This window comes from Enterobacter sp. Li2LvB3 (assembly GCF_056156645.1).
Genome location: NZ_JBSICG010000036.1, coordinates 23,703 through 40,805, shown reverse-complemented (window position 1 = coordinate 40,805; position 17,103 = coordinate 23,703). Strand labels below are relative to the sequence as shown.

The window sequence follows — 17,103 nt, the reverse complement described above, 5'->3', positions numbered from 1 at the left end:
TCCCAGTTTTTAGCACAAGCGTTTTTTAGATCTTTTTTTCTGACTGCTGCTTTTCCACTCTTTTCGCTGAAATCCCACCCGATTTGCTTAAATATTGACGCATTTTGGCCTTGCCTCGATCCATAAATGCGATCAAAGTCTTCTGTGTAGCGTTTATTAACAGAGGTAGATATGTCAGCTGTACTGCGTCCTTATAAAGATCTGTTCCCCCAGAAAGGCGATCGCGTGATGATCGATGCCAGCAGTGTTGTCATCGGCGATGTGCGAATGGCGGATGATGTCAGTATCTGGCCGCTCGTTGCGATCAGGGGAGACGTCAACTATGTTGCGATTGGTGCTCGCACCAATATTCAGGACGGCAGCGTTCTGCATGTAACCCACAAATCTTCGTATAACCCGCAAGGCAATCCTCTTATCGTCGGAGAAGAGGTTACCGTTGGCCATAAGGTGATGCTCCACGGCTGCACGATAGGCAACCGGGTTCTGGTCGGTATGGGTTCAATTCTGCTGGATGGTGTTGTTGTAGAAGATGATGTGATGATTGGCGCTGGCAGCCTGGTCCCGCAAAATAAACGGCTCGAAAGCGGTTATCTCTATTTAGGCAGCCCGGTAAAACAGATCCGCCCCTTAACAGAGGCGGAAATTGAAGGATTAAAATACTCTGCGAACAACTACGTAAAATGGAAGAATGACTATTTAGATCAGGATATCCAGACCCAGCCTTGATCATCTTCCTGCTGATCGCGGATTAAATCGCTGGCTTCCTCTTCAAGGTCCCAGCGATTTTCGCAAAATACGTCGATTGCCTGAGTGCCGCCAAAGCGTTCTAGCAACACATCCTTACTGATTGCGCAGGTTAACTGCATCCCATGTACCAGCACCGGGAAACAAACGGCTTGTTTTTCTTCGTCCCAGATTTCTCGGTCGGGAAAGTGAATGGCCTGATTCACGCGGACAGTTCCTGTTTCAGCTTCTCAATCACAGGCTCGACCGCAGGTAACACACCATGCCAAAGCAACACGGCATGTGCAGCTTGCCCCACCAGCATTCCCAGACCGTCAGCCAGATGTTTCGCTCCATGCTGTTCGCACCAGTTAAGGAAAGGTGTTTTCCCATTCTGGTAGAACATGTCATAGAAAAAGAGATGCGCATTCACCAGCGAAGCAGGGATAGCCGGGACTTCTCCGCCAATACCGCTCGATGTTGCGTTAATCACCAGATCGAACTCATGCCCCGCCAAATCATCCAGCGCGACAGCACTCACGCTGCCTGTATGTGCAAACAATGCGGCTAACTCTTCTGCCCGGGAAAAAGTACGGTTAGTAATGGTAACGGAACAGTCCAGTGATAGCAGAGGCAGCAACACGCCACGTGATGCGCCGCCTGCACCAATCAGCAATATCCGGAAGCCTGGCTTTATAAATGACAACCTTTCCAGATCGCTCAACAGCCCAATCCCGTCGGTGTTATCACCCAGCAGGCGTCCATCCTCAAGCCGTTTAAGCGTATTCACTGCGCCAGCAAGAGAAGCTCGCTCAGTAAGTTCATCCGCTCGCTCGAAAGCCTCTTCTTTAAAAGGGACGGTGACATTCGCCCCTTTACCACCCGCATCAAAAAAGGCATTCAGGGTCGCAACAAACGCATCAACTGGGGCCAGCACCCGGCCATAGGGATGGTCTATCTGCAATTGTTCAGCAAACTGCTGATGAATCAGCGGTGATTTACTGTGCGCAATCGGATTTCCAAAAACGGCATAAGTTTCCATCATATTACCCCTGGCGAAAACGTTCGCCGGTTAAAGCATCGCGGATTTCAGAGGGATTCAGGCGCCCGCCCGTTTCACCAACAGCCACCGGGAAATCATCCCCGAATTGCGCCAGCACTTCTTCAGAAGTCCGGCAAGGTGGCAACCCGGTCAGGTTAGCGCTGGTCGACACCAAAGGTTTACCGAACGCCAGACATAGCTCAACCACCAGCGGATGATCTGTTACGCGAACGGCGAGGGAATCAAAGCGCCCGGTTAGCCAGCGCGGCGTTGTCGGCTGCGCCGGGAAAACAAAGGTCACAGGGCCAGGCCAGGCGGAGAAGATTGTTTCCCGCTGCGCCGACGTCAGCATGGAGTCATCAATGTAAGGTTTGAGTTGCTCGTAATTTGCTGCAATCAGTATCAGCCCTTTCTCGACAGGCCGTTGTTTCAGCTCAAGCAGACGGCCCACAGCCATTTCGCTGTCAGGATCGCAACCGACCCCAAATACAGCCTCTGTTGGATAAGCGATGACTTCTTCTTTTTTCAGTACGTCCACCGCATACGCAATGGAGCCTGATGGCAGGTTATTATTCACTGGTTTGATCCGCCGCAACCGGCTTTCCACATTGTTTACTGGCGCAGAAACGTTTTATGCCTTGCGCAGTTTTCTTCTCTATTAGTAACGGGTAGTCGCAATGAGGGCAGACTCCCGCTACCGGTTTGAAATTGATAACGAACTGGCATTCAGGATAGCGATCGCAAGAATGGAAGGTCTTACCAAAACGAGAACGACGCTGAACCAACTGCCCATGCTGGCATTGTGGGCACGCGATTGCCGTTTCATCTGGTTTATCAATTTGTTCTGTATGTCCACATTCGGGATAGTGACTGCATCCGATAAACATGCCGAAGCGGCCTTGTCGCAAAGCTAACTCACCACCACAGACAGGGCATAACTGCCCCTCCAGAATCTTAACGATATGACCATCCGCCTGGCTTTTCAGGGGACGGACATAATCACATTCCGGATAGTGTGAACAACCGAGAAACGGACCGTGTTTCCCGGACCGAATGACAAGTTCAGCCCCGCACTGCGGGCAGGGCTCATTTTTATGCACCGTGAATAGTGCTGATTTGGCCATAACAACTCTTGGTGCTGCACATTTGAATCAGTGCAGCATACCTTCATTCACTTCAAAGAGTAATTCTTCCATTTGTTGATAGGCATTTTCACAGCCCGGGATATTAAACAGAACCATCAGAATCACCCACTTGAGGTCTTCCAGTTCGAATTCTGCTGTATCCAGCGCCATAACGCGCTCTATCACCATTTCTCGCGTTTCGAGGTTTAGCACCTGAATCTGCTCAAGGAATAAAATGAATCCCCGGCAGCTGGCATCCAGCCTTTCACACTCTTCAGCTGTATAGATGCGAACAGACAGCGGATCGGAAGCAAGCTGCATCGGTTCGGCAAGGCCTTCCTGATAATCAGCCAGTTTCTCTAACCACATCAACGCATTATAAATATCTTCCCGCTCGAATCCCGCATCGGTAAGATCCCGTGTCAATTTGTCCTGATCCACTCGCATTTCTGCTTCGTTATGGATGTAAGTCTCAAACAAATACATCAGTACGTCGAACATGGCTTGCCCTCCTTAATCGGACATAGCCGCCGGGTACAGCTGCGATCCACCCTGCTAACTCCAGTTCGAGTAGCTGTGCTACCGTTACTGGCACAGGTTGGCCGGCACGTTCAGCGACAACGTCAACAGGTGTTACCTCATCTCCTACGTTAGCCAGGAGCTTGGGAAATGGCAATGCCACCTCCTCCTGATCTGATGAATATTGTCGCTTTTCGGCTTCCCCCTGAAGCCAGTGCAGCCCGTATCGCAAATTTTCCAGAATGTCTTCTGTACTTGTGACAGGCGTTGCGCCCTGCTTTATCAGCCAGTGCGGTCCTTCGCATCCAGGATTCCCAACTGGCCCCGGCAACGCAAAAACCTCACGACCTTGCTCCAGCGCACATCTGGCGGTAACAAGCGAACCGCTACGTAAGGCCGCCTCAACTACAAACACCCCCAGGCTCAACCCGCTTATGATGCGATTACGACGAGGAAAATTACCGGGCCAGGCAGATGTTGATAAGGAGAACTCAGAAATAACGGCCCCACCGCCCTCAATCAGTTGATCGGAAAGGGAAAGATGCCTGCGCGGATAAATACTGAAAAGGCCATTGCCTAACACCGCAACGCTGCTTCCTTTAGCCGCCAGTGCCGCTCGATGAGCAACACCATCAATCCCACAGGCCAGCCCGCTGGTTATCGTGAATCCACATTGCGCCAGCTGCTCGCACAGGAGCTTTCCCCAGCGCTGACCATACCAGGACGGCGAACGGCTCCCCACAACCCCCAGTTGAATACTATTGAGTACTTCAACATGCCCTTTAACGAATATGGCGCCAGGGTAATCCGGTATCATTCGAAGTAATGGTGGATATCGTGGGTCATTCGCGGACAGCAGAAAATGACCTGGCTGTTCGAGCCAAATCAGGCTCCGCTCAAGCTCAGCCTCACCGAGTGCAAAAAAGCGTTCAGCTTGCTTAACCGACAGCCCTGCATCTTTGATAGAAACATTATCAATATTCGTCTGGCGCAACAGGTATACGGCTGCTTCCAGCATCGTATCACCGCACAGTGTTGCCGTGTTTATCAGTCGTAACCATATCTCTGTGGACGTCATCCTTTTCCCTGCCATAAGCAGCCTCCGCAATCATTGCGATTGGTCACTGATGCTGTCAATCGATGGGGGATTTGTCTAGAATAGAGGTAATATTCTTATCAACTCCTGAATACGACTCTGGAAATTTATGGCAGTTTTGCAAGTGTTACATATACCGGACGAGCGCCTTCGCATCGTCGCTGAACCGGTAAAAGAAGTGAATGCAGAAATTCAGCGTATCGTCGATGATATGTTCGATACCATGTACGCCGAAGAAGGCATTGGCCTGGCGGCTACGCAGGTTGACATTCACAAGCGTATCATCGTGATTGACGTCTCTGAAAATCGCGATGGCCGTCTGGTGCTGATCAACCCTGAGCTGCTCGAAAAGAGCGGAGAAACAGGTATCGAGGAAGGCTGTCTGTCCATTCCAGAACAGCGTGCTTTAGTACCACGTGCCGAAAAAGTGAAAATTCGCGCTTTGGATCGTGACGGTAATCCGTTCGAGCTGGAAGCTGACGAACTGCTGGCGATTTGTATTCAACATGAGATGGATCATCTGGTCGGTAAACTGTTTATCGATTATCTCTCGCCACTGAAACAACAGCGTATTCGCCAGAAAGTAGAGAAACTGGATCGTATGCGCTCTCGTGCATAACATCCCGGGATACAAGGAATAACGTGTCTAAATCGCTACGTATTATCTTCGCAGGAACTCCTGATTTTGCAGCGCGCCATCTCGACGCGCTGTTATCTTCTGGCCACCAGGTTGTGGGTGTATTTACTCAACCGGATCGTCCGGCTGGCCGCGGCAAAAAGCTGATGCCGAGCCCGGTAAAAGTACTGGCAGAAGAACACGGACTACCTGTATTCCAGCCCGTATCCTTACGTCCTCAGGAAAATCAGCAACTTGTTGCCGAGCTGAATGCTGACGTCATGGTGGTGGTGGCTTACGGTTTAATTCTGCCAAAAGCTGTTCTTGAAATGCCTCGCCTGGGCTGTGTCAATGTGCACGGCTCTCTGCTGCCTCGCTGGCGCGGCGCTGCACCTATCCAACGTTCTTTGTGGGCAGGAGATGCAGAAACTGGCGTCACTATCATGAAGATGGACGTGGGTTTAGACACCGGCGACATGTTGTATAAACTCGCCTGCCCGATTACCGCAGAAGACACCAGCGCAACACTTTACGACAAGCTGGCGGATCTTGGCCCTCAGGGTCTCATCGAGACCCTGCAACAGCTTGCGGATAATACGGCGCAGCCTGAAGTTCAGGATGAAGCGCTGGTTACCTATGCCGAAAAGTTGAGCAAAGAAGAAGCTCAGATCGACTGGTCATTGTCGGCAGCTCAGCTTGAACGCTGCATTCGTGCATTTAACCCTTGGCCGATGAGTTGGGTAATGATCGATGATCAGCCAGTAAAAGTCTGGAAAGCTTCCGTCATTGAGGGGCACTCAACCGCAGAGCCCGGTACGATCCTCGATGCGAACAAACAGGGGATCCAGGTTGCAACGGCAGAAGGTATTTTGAACCTTGAGTCGCTCCAGCCTGCGGGTAAGAAAGCGATGAGTGCCCAGGATCTGTTAAATTCCCGTCGCGAATGGTTTATCCCCGGCAAACGTCTTGCCTGAGAAAATTTATCCTTAAGGCCCGGTGTTTCCGGGCATTTTTATTTTTACGGCTATGAAAAAACAAAATCTACGCAGTATGGCGGCGCAGGCCGTCGAACAAGTGGTTGAGCAAGGGCAGTCGCTGAGCAATGTACTGCCACCGCTTCAACAAAAGGTATCGGATAAAGACAAAGCGCTACTTCAGGAGCTGTGCTTTGGTGTCCTGCGCACCCTTTCCCAGCTCGAGTGGCTGATTAACAAGCTGATGTCACGCCCGATGACAGGAAAGCAGCGCACCGTGCATTACCTGATTATGGTTGGATTCTACCAGCTGCTTCATACCCGAATTCCCCCTCATGCTGCGCTGGCAGAAACGGTAGAAGGCGCCGTTGCCATTAAACGCCCGCAGCTGAAAGGATTGATCAACGGGGTGCTACGCCAGTTCCAGCGCCAGCAAGAAGCGTTGCTGGCTGAATTTGCCAAGACCGAGAATCAGTTCCTTCACCCATCATGGCTGCTTAATCGTCTTAAAAAAGCGTATCCGCAGCAGTGGCAGGACATCGCCGGCGCCAATAACCAACGTCCTCCGATGTGGTTACGCGTCAACCGTATTCATCATACCCGCGACGCGTGGCTTGCCCTGCTGGAAGAATCTGGTATGAACGGATTTACGCATGATGCCTATCCTGATGCTGTACGTTTAGCAACCCCGGCACCAGTACATGCATTACCGGGTTTTGAAGAGGGATGGGTGACAGTTCAGGATGCCTCAGCTCAGGGCTGCATGACATGGCTTGAACCCAAAAATGGCGAGCAGATCCTCGATCTTTGTGCGGCCCCCGGGGGTAAAACGACACATATTCTCGAAGTTGCCCCGCAAGCCAGCGTAATGGCTGTTGATGTCGACGAGCAGCGTCTTTCTCGCGTCTATGACAACCTGAAACGTTTAGGGTTAAAGGCGCAGGTCAAACAGGGTGACGGACGTAAGCCTGCTGAATGGTGTGGTGATACACAATTCGACCGTATCTTGCTGGATGCACCTTGTTCAGCTACCGGCGTGATCCGCCGCCACCCGGACATCAAGTGGCTGCGTCGCGATCGTGATATCAACGAACTTGCTCAACTGCAAGCCGAAATTCTCGATGCAGTTTGGCCACATCTTAAATCTGGGGGGACACTGGTGTATGCAACCTGTTCAGTTCTTCCAGAAGAAAACTGTCAGCAGATCGCGGCATTCCTGAAACGTACCCCAACTGCTTCACTGCATGGAACAGGTACACCAGAGCGCCCTGGTTTGCAAAACCTGCCAGGTGCTGAAGAAGGCGATGGTTTCTTTTACGCTAAGCTAATCAAAGAGTGATGTGAGAACAGGCCGCAAGATATGAAGATAATCATTCTGGGTGCAGGACAGGTCGGTGGAACACTGGCCGAAAACCTTGTTGGTGAGAACAACGATATCACTATTGTCGATACCAATGGCGATCGACTGCGCGTTTTGCAGGATAAGTTTGACCTTCGGGTTGTACAAGGCCACGGTTCACACCCACGAGTACTTCGCGAAGCCGGTGCAGACGATGCCGATATGCTGGTCGCGGTGACCAGTTCTGACGAAACCAATATGGTTGCGTGCCAGGTTGCTTACTCACTTTTCAACACGCCAAACAGGATTGCTCGCATCCGTTCCCCGGATTATGTCCGTGACGCTGAAAAGCTGTTTAATTCTGAAGCGGTTCCGATTGACCATCTTATTGCGCCAGAACAATTGGTTATCGACAACATTTACCGTCTGATCGAATACCCGGGCGCACTCCAGGTCGTGAACTTCGCCGAAGGAAAAGTGAGCCTGGCCGTAGTTAAAGCTTATTACGGTGGTCCACTGATTGGTAACGCCCTGTCGACCATGCGCGAACATATGCCGCATATCGATACCCGTGTCGCAGCCATTTTCCGTCACGACAGGCCTATTCGTCCGCAAGGCTCGACTATTGTCGAAGCCGGTGACGAGGTCTTCTTTATTGCCGCTTCTCAGCATATCCGTGCGGTAATGAGTGAGCTTCAGCGTCTCGAAAAGCCGTACAAACGCATTATGCTGGTCGGCGGTGGTAATATCGGCGCGGGCCTGGCGCGTCGGCTGGAAAAAGACTATAGCGTGAAGTTGATCGAGCGCGATCAACAACGTGCGTCTGAGCTCGCTGAAAAATTACAGAACACGATCGTGTTTTATGGTGATGCGTCGGATCAAGAGTTGCTGGCCGAAGAACATATTGATCAAGTCGATCTGTTTATTGCCGTCACCAACGATGATGAAGCGAATATCATGTCGGCGATGCTCGCAAAACGGATGGGAGCCAAAAAGGTGATGGTGCTTATTCAGCGCCGCGCCTACGTAGACCTGGTCCAGGGTAGTGTCATTGATATTGCGATTTCGCCGCAACAGGCCACTATTTCTGCACTGCTAAGCCACGTTCGTAAGGCCGACATCGTTGGTGTTTCGTCTCTTCGTCGCGGTGTCGCTGAGGCTATCGAAGCCGTTGCACACGGTGATGAAACAACCTCCCGCGTGGTAGGCAGGGCGATTGATGAAATTAAACTACCGCCAGGCACCATAATTGGGGCGGTGGTGCGTGGTAATGATGTCATGATCGCCAATGATAATTTGCGTATCGAGCAAGGTGACCATGTCATTATGTTCCTTACCGATAAAAAATTTATTACCGACGTCGAACGTTTATTCCAGCCAAGTCCATTCTTCCTGTAATGATTGGGGTGCTCTTAAAAGGGCACCCCAAAATTAACCCTCTCATTAATATGCCATTAATTTTTCATAACGATTATTTATCACCAATGGAAATTAGCTAATCATTTGTTAAACTTATAATCGTCAGCTGGCTCAAGGAGAACATAATGAGTTTTATTAAAGAGTTTCGCGAATTTGCGATGCGCGGGAATGTGGTGGATTTGGCTGTGGGTGTCATTATTGGTGCGGCGTTCGGTAAGATCGTTTCATCACTGGTAGCCGACATTATTATGCCACCTTTAGGGTTGTTAATCGGGGGCATTGATTTTAAACAGTTCGCGGTTACGCTGCGGGATGCACAAGGTGATGTCCCTGCGGTTGTGATGCACTACGGTGTGTTCATCCAGAACATCTTCGATTTTGTGATTGTCGCGTTTGCTATTTTTATGGCGATCAAGCTTATCAACAAGCTTAACCGCAAAAAAGAAGAGCCGGCAGCAGCACCTGCACCAACCAAAGAAGAAGTACTGTTGACCGAAATCCGCGACCTGTTAAAAGAACAAAATAACCGTTCTTAATCAGAAGCAAAAAACAGGAAGGCCAGTGGTAAAAAAGCAATTTGCTCTCTTGCCACTGGCCTCCCAGTTACCCCGATTGCCATGTTTGCCCTTACGCAGATAACTTCCTTTCCCCTTTTTATTCTTCTCTACCCGCTGCCGGAAAAGTGGATCATGGAGCAGGGCTTCGATGGCATTGTCTTTAATTTGCCCCTTCGTATGCTGATAGCGACTCATAATTTCTCCTGAGTATGGTTTAAGTCGACCGGAGTCTAGACCTGGACGTACTAAAAATCAACACCCCTGTGTTTCTCCACTTGCTCCCTGCTCGAGTGCTTCAAGGATCGAGCAATAGACGCTGCTATGGGCTGTACCACAGCAGGCATCATTCAGGCGCTGTAGTGACCGCTGCATCGTCTGAAGCTCCTGGATCCGCGCTTCTACTTCATCCAGTCTGGCCTGAACAATGCTCTTCGACTCCTGGCAAGTATGATGTGCCGGATCTATGCGGATCGATAAAAGCTCACGGATGGAGTCAAGGGTAAAGCCAAGCTGGCGTGCGTAACGTATAAACCGGAGGCGCTGTAGATCATTATCGGTATAAAGACGAAACCCACCTTCCGTGCGCACCTCATGGTCAATCATCTGCTGCTTTTCGTAATAACGAATGGTGTCGGGTGTTACGTTTGCAAGCTTTGCGAGTTCACCAATACGATACATAACTACTCCTCCTTCATTTTGTGCATCAGCCGTTCACAATACTCGCCATGCAGAAAATCTGTATTCATTCCAGCCTGGCGCAGTTTCAATTCGATCAATGCCAGACGACGGCTAATTTCTGGATGCCGGGGATCGTCCTTGCGAATGCCTTTCAACAGATCAACAAGTTCTACAGCCTCTTTACGCTGCTCAAGCTCCGGGGGTAAGCAACCGGCATTTTTCAGTAAGCGATAGCCAGAACGTAACTCAGGCGCGACATGAGAATCGTCATCCAGCGCTATCGGAGCACCGGCACCGGGGAGATTGTCGAACTCACCTTTTCTTAGGGCATCGCAAATATGGCGTTCTGCCCACTGGTCGAGCAACCACATAACGGACTCCAGGGGATGAACAGAAAAGATACAGTTATTGTAGAGAAGTGGGGATTCTGCGGATATAAAAAAACCCGCCGAAGCGGGTCTTTTTACGTTACTACAGATTACTCTGCAGCAGCTTCTGCTTTCGATTCAGAACGATCAACCAGCTCGATGTAAGCCATCGGAGCGTTGTCGCCTGCACGGAAGCCACACTTCAGAATACGAGTGTAACCACCTGCACGGCTCGCGAAACGCGGGCCCAGTTCGTTAAACAGTTTTGCCACGATCTCGTTATCACGAGTACGGGCGAATGCCAGACGACGATTAGCAACGCTGTCAGTCTTGGCAAGAGTAATCAGCGGCTCAACTACGCGACGCAGCTCTTTCGCTTTAGGCAGGGTCGTCTTGATGATCTCATGACGAACCAGTGAACCTGCCATGTTGCGGAACATAGCCTGGCGATGGCTGCTGTTGCGGTTCAGTTGACGACCACTCTTACGATGGCGCATGACCTTATCCTTCTCAGTAAAACCTTAACCTGTGATCCGGTTACTCGTCAGCAATGCTTGCCGGTGGCCAGTTTTCCAGGCGCATGCCCAGAGACAGACCACGTGAAGCCAGCACGTCTTTAATCTCAGTAAGAGATTTTTTACCCAGGTTCGGCGTTTTCAGCAACTCAACCTCGGTACGCTGTACCAGATCACCGATATAGTGGATAGCTTCTGCCTTAAGGCAGTTAGCAGAGCGGACAGTCAATTCGAGATCGTCAACAGGGCGCAGCAGGATCGGATCGAATTCTGGTTTCTCTTCTTTAACTTCCGGCTGACGAACATCACGTAAGTCAACGAAAGCTTCAAGTTGTTCTGCCAGGATGGTTGCCGCACGACGAATCGCCTCTTCAGGATCGATTGTGCCGTTGGTTTCCATTTCGATGACCAGCTTGTCCAGGTCGGTACGCTGTTCTACACGCGCTGCTTCAACATTGTAGGCAATACGCTCTACAGGGCTGTAACATGCGTCGACCAGCAGACGGCCGATTGGGCGCTCATCTTCTTCCGAATGAATTCGGGCAGAAGCCGGCACATAACCACGACCGCGCTGAACTTTGATACGCATGCTAATAGCTGCGTTCTCATCGGTCAGGTGGCAGATCACGTGCTGCGGCTTGACGATTTCAACATCACCGTCGTGGGTGATGTCGGCTGCAGTCACAGGGCCAATGCCAGATTTATTCAGAGTAAGAATAACTTCATCTTTACCCTGAACTCTCACCGCCAGCCCTTTCAGGTTGAGCAGGATTTCAAGGATATCTTCCTGAACGCCTTCTTTGGTGCTGTACTCATGAAGTACACCATCAATCTCAACCTCGGTCACCGCGCAACCCGGCATCGATGAGAGCAGAATACGGCGCAGTGCGTTACCCAGAGTATGGCCAAAGCCACGCTCTAAAGGCTCAAGGGTCACCTTGGCGTGCGTCGAACTCACTTGCTCGATATCTACCAGGCGCGGTTTTAGAAACTCTGTCACAGAACCCTGCATTGTGTCCTCTCTTTGGTACTAAGCTTTACTTGGAGTAAAGCTCGACGATCAGGTGTTCGTTAATGTCCGCAGACAGATCAGAACGTTCTGGCTGACGCTTGAACGTACCTTCCATCTTGCCAGCATCAACTTCCAGCCAGGTTGGCTTTTCACGCTGCTCAGCCAGCTCCAGAGCGGCCTTCACGCGAGATTGCTTTTTCGCTTTCTCACGAATGCTAACAACGTCATTCGCTTTAACCTGATAAGAAGCGATGTTAACAACACGACCGTTTACCATGATTGCTTTGTGGCTAACCAGCTGACGTGATTCAGCACGAGTAGCGCCGAAGCCCATACGGTATACAACGTTGTCCAGACGACCTTCCAGCAGAGCCAGCAGGTTTTCACCTGTGTTGCCTTTCAGACGTGCTGCTTCTTTATAATAGTTACGGAACTGACGCTCCAGCACACCGTACATACGGCGAACTTTTTGCTTTTCACGCAACTGCACACCATAGTCAGACAGACGCGGTTTACGCGCACCGTGCTGGCCAGGAGCTTGTTCAATTTTACACTTGGTATCGATCGCGCGAACGCCAGACTTAAGGAATAAGTCGGTGCCCTCACGACGGCTCAGCTTGAGCTTAGGACCCAAATATCTTGCCATTTTCTATCTCCAACTAACCTAAAAAACGAGCGTTATACGCGACGTTTTTTCGGCGGACGACAACCGTTATGAGGGATCGGAGTCACATCAGTAATATTAGTGATGCGGAAACCAGCGGCGTTCAGAGCGCGAACGGTAGATTCACGACCCGGACCCGGACCTTTAACCATAACTTCCAGATTCTTGATGCCGTATTCTTTTACGGCTTCAGCGCAACGCTCTGCTGCAACCTGAGCTGCGAACGGAGTGGATTTGCGTGAACCACGGAAACCGGAACCACCGGCTGTTGCCCAACCCAATGCGTTACCCTGACGATCAGTAATAGTAACGATGGTGTTGTTGAAAGAAGCATGGATATGAGCCACGCCGTCAGAGACTTGTTTTCTTACACGCTTACGTGCACGAACTGGTGCCTTTGCCATTATTCAATCACCCCGATTATTTCTTGATCGGTTTGCGCGGACCCTTACGGGTACGTGCGTTGGTCTTAGTACGCTGACCGCGCACTGGCAGACCACGACGATGACGCAAACCGCGATAGCAACCAAGATCCATAAGGCGCTTGATGCTCATGCTAACTTCACGGCGCAGATCACCTTCAACGACAAATTTGGCAACTTCGTCACGCAGCGTGTCGATTTGTTCTTCAGACAGCTCACTGATCTTAACATCTTCAGCGATACCCGCTGCAGCCAGAATGGCTTTAGAACGGGTCTTGCCGACGCCGTAGATCGAAGTTAATGCGATCACAGCATGTTTCTGATCAGGAATGTTAATGCCTGCTATACGGGCCACTATGCACTCCTACTATTTAATATGTACGCACCATGCTGAAAAGCCCGTTTTCAGGATACTCAAATGGATACGTACAGACATACAAAAGATTGGCTGGCTAATCTAGCCAGCTCAACCCAACTTTGCAAGAAAAATATGCGAAATAATCAGCCTTGGCGCTGTTTATGCTTCGGCTCGGCACTGCAAATCACGCGGATGACGCCATCACGCTTAACGATTTTGCAGTTACGGCATAATTTCTTGACGGAAGCACGAACTTTCATTTTTACTCTCCGTAACTTCTCAGGCGACCAATTAGCGGCCGTAGCCTTTCAGGTTCGCCTTCTTCAATGCAGACTCATACTGACTGGACATCATCAGAGTTTGCACTTGAGCCATAAAGTCCATAATCACGACAACAACGATAAGCAGTGAAGTCCCACCGAAGTAGAACGGTACTTTCATTGCATCACGCATGAACTCCGGGATCAGGCAGATAAAAGTAATATAAAGCGCACCAACCAAAGTCAGGCGAGTCATTACTTTATCGATATACTTCGCCGTTTGCTCTCCCGGACGAATTCCTGGTACAAATGCACCGGACTTCTTCAGGTTATCTGCTGTTTCACGCGGGTTGAAGACCAACGCCGTGTAGAAGAAACAGAAGAAGATGATCGCAGACGCATAGAGTAACACATAAAGTGGTTGCCCAGGCTGCAAATACAGCGAAATTGTTGTCAGCCAGTTCCAACCAGTCCCGCCCCCGAACCATGACGCGATGGTCGCCGGGAACAGAATAATACTGGAAGCGAAGATTGCCGGGATTACCCCTGCCATATTCACTTTCAGCGGTAAATGTGTGCTCTGTGCAGCATAGACACGACGACCCTGTTGACGTTTAGCGTAGTTCACCACAATGCGGCGTTGACCACGTTCAACGAAGACAACAAAGAACGTCACTGCAAATACTAATACTGCAACCAACAGCAACAGGAGGAAGTGCAGGTCGCCTTGACGCGCTTGCTCGATAGTGTGGGCAATGGCTGGCGGGAGTCCCGCAACAATGCCGGCGAAGATAATGATTGAGATACCGTTACCGATACCACGTTCAGTAATCTGTTCGCCGAGCCACATCAGGAACATGGTTCCTGTGACCAGACTTACAACAGCGGTGAAGTAGAATGCAAAGCCTGGATTAATCACCAGGCCCTGCATACCAGGCATATTCGGCAAACCGGTAGCAATACCGATAGACTGGAATATAGCCAGCACCAGAGTGCCGTAACGGGTGTACTGACTGATCTTACGACGTCCGGACTCCCCTTCTTTCTTCAACTCTGCCAGGGCTGGATGAACAACCGTCAGCAGCTGGATAATAATGGATGCCGAAATGTACGGCATAATACCCAGAGCAAAGATAGAAGCACGGCTGAGAGCACCACCAGAGAACATGTTGAACATTTCAATGATGGTGCCTCGCTGTTGCTCAAGCAGTTTGGCAAGTACAGCGGCATCGATACCAGGGATCGGAATAAAAGAGCCAATACGGAAAACAATCAGCGCGCCGATAACAAACAGCAGTCTGCGTTTCAGCTCGCCAAAACCACCTTTGGCACTTTGAAAATCTAATCCCGGTTGCTTAGCCATCTGCTACTTATTCCTCAATTTTACCGCCAGCAGCTTCGATAGCAGCACGAGCACCTTTAGTCACACGCAGGCCACGAACAGTTACCGGAGTAGAAACTTCACCAGCCAGGATCACTTTCGCGAACTCGATCTGGATACCGATAATGTTAGCTGCTTTCAGCGTGTTCAGGTCCACAACGCCGCCTTCAACTTTCGCCAGGTCAGACAGACGGATTTCCGCTGTGATCGCTGCTTTGCGAGAGGTGAAGCCGAACTTCGGCAGACGACGGTACAGTGGCATCTGACCACCCTCGAAACCGCGACGTACGCCACCGCCAGAACGAGAGTTCTGACCTTTGTGACCACGACCACCGGTTTTACCGAGGCCAGAACCGATACCACGACCCAGGCGTTTACCCGCCTTTTTAGAGCCTTCGGCCGGAGACAGAGTATTTAAACGCATCTCTTACTCCTCAACTTTAACCATGAAGTAAACCGCGTTGACCATACCGCGAACAGCAGGAGTATCCTCGCGCTCAACAGTATGACCAATACGACGCAGACCCAGGCCAAGCAGCGTTGCCTTATGTTTCGGCAGACGACCGATTGCACTGCGGGTTTGAGTGATTTTAATAGTCTTTGCCATGGTCAATTACCCCAGAATTTCTTCAACGGATTTACCACGCTTGGCAGCGACCATTTCTGGAGAATTCATATTTTCCAGGCCATCAATAGTTGCACGAACCACGTTAATCGGGTTGGTGGAACCATATGCTTTAGCCAGAACGTTATGAACCCCAGCAACTTCCAGAACGGCGCGCATTGCACCACCGGCGATGATACCGGTACCTTCGGAAGCTGGCTGCATGAATACACGAGAACCCGTGTGAACACCTTTAACAGGGTGTTGCAGGGTGCCGTGGTTCAGCGCGACGTTAATCATATTGCGACGGGCTTTTTCCATCGCTTTCTGGATCGCTGCTGGAACTTCACGCGCTTTACCGTAACCAAAACCAACGCGACCGTTACCATCACCAACTACAGTCAGAGCTGTGAAGGAGAAAATACGACCACCTTTAACGGTTTTAGATACGCGGTTAACCGCGATCAGCTTTTCCTGCAGTTCGCCAGCCTGTTTTTCGATGTGAGCCATCTTACACCTCTACCTTAGAACTGAAGGCCAGCTTCACGGGCAGCATCTGCCAGTGCCTGGACACGACCATGATATTGGAACCCGGAACGGTCAAAGGAAACATTGCTGATGCCTTTTTCCAGAGCGCGTTCTGCAACAGCTTTACCTACAGCTGCAGCGGCGTCTTTGTTACCGGTGTACTTCAATTGTTCTGCAATAGCTTTTTCTACAGTAGAAGCAGCTACCAGAACTTCAGAACCGTTCGGTGCAATTACCTGTGCGTAAATATGACGCGGGGTACGATGTACCACCAGGCGAGTTGCACCCAGCTCTTTGAGCTTGCGGCGTGCGCGGGTCGCACGACGGATACGAGCAGATTTCTTATCCATAGTGTTACCTTACTTCTTCTTAGCCTCTTTGGTACGCACGACTTCGTCGGCGTAACGAACACCCTTGCCTTTGTAAGGCTCAGGACGACGGTAGGCGCGCAGATCTGCTGCAACCTGACCGATCAGCTGTTTATCAGCGCCTTTCAGCACGATTTCAGTCTGAGTCGGGCATTCTGCAGTGATACCGGCCGGCAGCGGATGCTCAACAGGGTGTGAGAAGCCCAGAGACAGGCCTACTGCATTCCCTTTGATAGCTGCACGATAACCTACACCAACCAGCTGAAGCTTTTTAGTGAAGCCTTCGGTAACACCAACAACCATTGAGTTCAGCAGGGCACGCGCGGTACCAGCCTGAGCCCATCCATCCACGAAACCATCACGTGGACCGAAGGTCAGAGCGTTGTCTGCATGTTTAACTTCAACAGCATTGTTGAGGGTACGAGTCAGCTCGCCGTTTTTACCTTTGATCGTAATAACCTGACCGTCGATTTTTACATCAACGCCGGCAGGAATGACGACCGGTGCTTTAGCAACACGAGACATTCTTTCCTCCG

At 50.6% G+C, this 17,103-nt stretch carries 27 protein-coding genes; 6 read left to right on the top strand and 21 right to left on the bottom strand.

Annotated features, from left to right (window positions below; genetic code table 11):
- Positions 1-171: 171 nt before the first annotated feature.
- Positions 172-726 (top strand): gamma carbonic anhydrase family protein, encoded by a 555-nt coding sequence (locus tag ACS603_RS22255; RefSeq protein WP_182062733.1) that lies wholly within the window; start codon positions 172-174, stop codon positions 724-726.
- Here ACS603_RS22255 and ACS603_RS22250 read toward each other — a convergent pair.
- From ACS603_RS22250 to dprA, 6 genes are read right to left on the bottom strand one after another with little or no spacing between them, the layout of a single operon-like run.
- Positions 702-950, bottom strand: a complete 249-nt coding sequence (locus ACS603_RS22250; RefSeq protein ID WP_182062735.1) for a DUF1488 family protein — start codon at positions 948-950, stop codon at positions 702-704. The two genes, ACS603_RS22255 and ACS603_RS22250, sit on opposite strands and share 25 nt — an antisense overlap.
- Positions 947-1,765 (bottom strand): shikimate dehydrogenase, encoded by an 819-nt coding sequence (gene aroE, locus ACS603_RS22245; RefSeq protein ID WP_182063483.1) that lies wholly within the window; start codon positions 1,763-1,765, stop codon positions 947-949. Before aroE ends, ACS603_RS22250 begins: the two co-directional genes overlap by 4 nt.
- Positions 1,766-1,769: 4 nt before the next feature.
- Complete coding sequence (tsaC, locus tag ACS603_RS22240; RefSeq protein WP_315687004.1) at positions 1,770-2,342, bottom strand: L-threonylcarbamoyladenylate synthase type 1 TsaC; 573 nt, start codon at positions 2,340-2,342, stop codon at positions 1,770-1,772.
- Positions 2,335-2,889 (bottom strand): DNA topoisomerase family protein, encoded by a 555-nt coding sequence (locus tag ACS603_RS22235; RefSeq protein ID WP_182062738.1) that lies wholly within the window; start codon positions 2,887-2,889, stop codon positions 2,335-2,337. The genes tsaC and ACS603_RS22235 overlap by 8 nt, the downstream gene beginning before the upstream one ends.
- Before the next feature lie 27 nt (positions 2,890-2,916).
- The gene (gene smg, locus ACS603_RS22230) at positions 2,917-3,390 is read right to left on the bottom strand and encodes a DUF494 family protein Smg (RefSeq protein WP_014072048.1); all 474 of its coding nucleotides are present in this window, start codon (positions 3,388-3,390) and stop codon (positions 2,917-2,919) included.
- On the bottom strand, positions 3,362-4,486 hold the full coding sequence (gene dprA / locus ACS603_RS22225) for a DNA-protecting protein DprA (RefSeq protein WP_315687006.1): 1,125 nt from the start codon (positions 4,484-4,486) through the stop codon (positions 3,362-3,364). Before dprA ends, smg begins: the two co-directional genes overlap by 29 nt.
- 127 nt (positions 4,487-4,613) lie before the next feature.
- Here dprA and def point away from each other — a divergent pair, with 127 nt between their 5' ends.
- From def to mscL, 5 genes are all read left to right on the top strand, one after another.
- A complete protein-coding gene (gene def, locus ACS603_RS22220; protein WP_014072050.1) occupies positions 4,614-5,123 on the top strand; it encodes a peptide deformylase in 510 nt (169 codons plus the stop codon).
- Between the two features lie 23 nt (positions 5,124-5,146).
- Positions 5,147-6,094 carry a methionyl-tRNA formyltransferase gene (fmt, locus tag ACS603_RS22215; protein ID WP_182062741.1) on the top strand — a complete coding sequence of 316 codons (948 nt, stop codon included), beginning with the start codon at positions 5,147-5,149 and terminating at the stop codon, positions 6,092-6,094.
- Positions 6,095-6,146: 52 nt separating this feature from the next.
- Positions 6,147-7,433: a 16S rRNA (cytosine(967)-C(5))-methyltransferase RsmB gene (gene rsmB / locus ACS603_RS22210; protein ID WP_474944936.1), complete on the top strand. Its 1,287-nt coding sequence runs from the start codon at positions 6,147-6,149 to the stop codon at positions 7,431-7,433.
- 21 nt (positions 7,434-7,454) lie between these two features.
- Positions 7,455-8,831, top strand: a complete 1,377-nt coding sequence (gene trkA, locus ACS603_RS22205) for a Trk system potassium transporter TrkA (RefSeq protein ID WP_013099016.1) — start codon at positions 7,455-7,457, stop codon at positions 8,829-8,831.
- A 146-nt stretch (positions 8,832-8,977) separates the two neighbouring features.
- A complete protein-coding gene (gene mscL, locus ACS603_RS22200) occupies positions 8,978-9,388 on the top strand; it encodes a large-conductance mechanosensitive channel protein MscL (RefSeq protein ID WP_014072054.1) in 411 nt (136 codons plus the stop codon).
- Here mscL and ACS603_RS22195 read toward each other — a convergent pair whose 3' ends face one another.
- The 15 genes from ACS603_RS22195 to rplF all read right to left on the bottom strand — a co-directional run bounded on the left by ACS603_RS22195 (position 9,389) and on the right by rplF (position 17,092).
- On the bottom strand, positions 9,389-9,604 hold the full coding sequence (locus tag ACS603_RS22195; RefSeq protein WP_182062744.1) for an alternative ribosome-rescue factor A: 216 nt from the start codon (positions 9,602-9,604) through the stop codon (positions 9,389-9,391). It lies immediately after the preceding gene.
- A gap of 57 nt (positions 9,605-9,661) precedes the next feature.
- On the bottom strand, positions 9,662-10,087 hold the full coding sequence (gene zntR / locus ACS603_RS22190) for a Zn(2+)-responsive transcriptional regulator (RefSeq protein ID WP_182062745.1): 426 nt from the start codon (positions 10,085-10,087) through the stop codon (positions 9,662-9,664).
- Positions 10,088-10,089: 2 nt separating this feature from the next.
- The gene (locus ACS603_RS22185) at positions 10,090-10,458 is read right to left on the bottom strand and encodes a DnaJ family domain-containing protein (RefSeq protein WP_182062747.1); all 369 of its coding nucleotides are present in this window, start codon (positions 10,456-10,458) and stop codon (positions 10,090-10,092) included.
- Positions 10,459-10,565: 107 nt separating this feature from the next.
- A complete protein-coding gene (rplQ, locus tag ACS603_RS22180) occupies positions 10,566-10,952 on the bottom strand; it encodes a 50S ribosomal protein L17 (protein ID WP_001216372.1) in 387 nt (128 codons plus the stop codon).
- A 40-nt stretch (positions 10,953-10,992) separates the two neighbouring features.
- Entirely contained in the window at positions 10,993-11,982 is a 990-nt protein-coding gene (locus tag ACS603_RS22175) for a DNA-directed RNA polymerase subunit alpha (RefSeq protein WP_002919219.1), read from the bottom strand.
- A 25-nt stretch (positions 11,983-12,007) separates the two neighbouring features.
- Positions 12,008-12,628 (bottom strand): 30S ribosomal protein S4, encoded by a 621-nt coding sequence (gene rpsD, locus ACS603_RS22170; RefSeq protein WP_004868345.1) that lies wholly within the window; start codon positions 12,626-12,628, stop codon positions 12,008-12,010.
- Between the two features lie 32 nt (positions 12,629-12,660).
- Positions 12,661-13,050, bottom strand: a complete 390-nt coding sequence (gene rpsK / locus ACS603_RS22165; protein ID WP_003863312.1) for a 30S ribosomal protein S11 — start codon at positions 13,048-13,050, stop codon at positions 12,661-12,663.
- A gap of 16 nt (positions 13,051-13,066) precedes the next feature.
- Positions 13,067-13,423 (bottom strand): 30S ribosomal protein S13, encoded by a 357-nt coding sequence (gene rpsM / locus ACS603_RS22160; RefSeq protein WP_003031135.1) that lies wholly within the window; start codon positions 13,421-13,423, stop codon positions 13,067-13,069.
- A 146-nt stretch (positions 13,424-13,569) separates the two neighbouring features.
- Positions 13,570-13,686: a 50S ribosomal protein L36 gene (gene rpmJ / locus ACS603_RS22155; protein ID WP_000868187.1), complete on the bottom strand. Its 117-nt coding sequence runs from the start codon at positions 13,684-13,686 to the stop codon at positions 13,570-13,572.
- Between the two features lie 31 nt (positions 13,687-13,717).
- On the bottom strand, positions 13,718-15,049 hold the full coding sequence (gene secY / locus ACS603_RS22150; RefSeq protein ID WP_061706985.1) for a preprotein translocase subunit SecY: 1,332 nt from the start codon (positions 15,047-15,049) through the stop codon (positions 13,718-13,720).
- A 7-nt stretch (positions 15,050-15,056) separates the two neighbouring features.
- Positions 15,057-15,491: a 50S ribosomal protein L15 gene (rplO, locus tag ACS603_RS22145; RefSeq protein ID WP_003863304.1), complete on the bottom strand. Its 435-nt coding sequence runs from the start codon at positions 15,489-15,491 to the stop codon at positions 15,057-15,059.
- 3 nt (positions 15,492-15,494) lie between these two features.
- Positions 15,495-15,674, bottom strand: a complete 180-nt coding sequence (gene rpmD, locus ACS603_RS22140; protein ID WP_003863301.1) for a 50S ribosomal protein L30 — start codon at positions 15,672-15,674, stop codon at positions 15,495-15,497.
- 6 nt (positions 15,675-15,680) lie between these two features.
- Positions 15,681-16,181 carry a 30S ribosomal protein S5 gene (gene rpsE / locus ACS603_RS22135; protein ID WP_002438697.1) on the bottom strand — a complete coding sequence of 167 codons (501 nt, stop codon included), beginning with the start codon at positions 16,179-16,181 and terminating at the stop codon, positions 15,681-15,683.
- A gap of 14 nt (positions 16,182-16,195) precedes the next feature.
- Positions 16,196-16,549: a 50S ribosomal protein L18 gene (rplR, locus tag ACS603_RS22130; RefSeq protein WP_013099023.1), complete on the bottom strand. Its 354-nt coding sequence runs from the start codon at positions 16,547-16,549 to the stop codon at positions 16,196-16,198.
- Positions 16,550-16,558: 9 nt separating this feature from the next.
- Positions 16,559-17,092 carry a 50S ribosomal protein L6 gene (gene rplF, locus ACS603_RS22125; RefSeq protein WP_006178917.1) on the bottom strand — a complete coding sequence of 178 codons (534 nt, stop codon included), beginning with the start codon at positions 17,090-17,092 and terminating at the stop codon, positions 16,559-16,561.
- Positions 17,093-17,103: the final 11 nt, after the last annotated feature.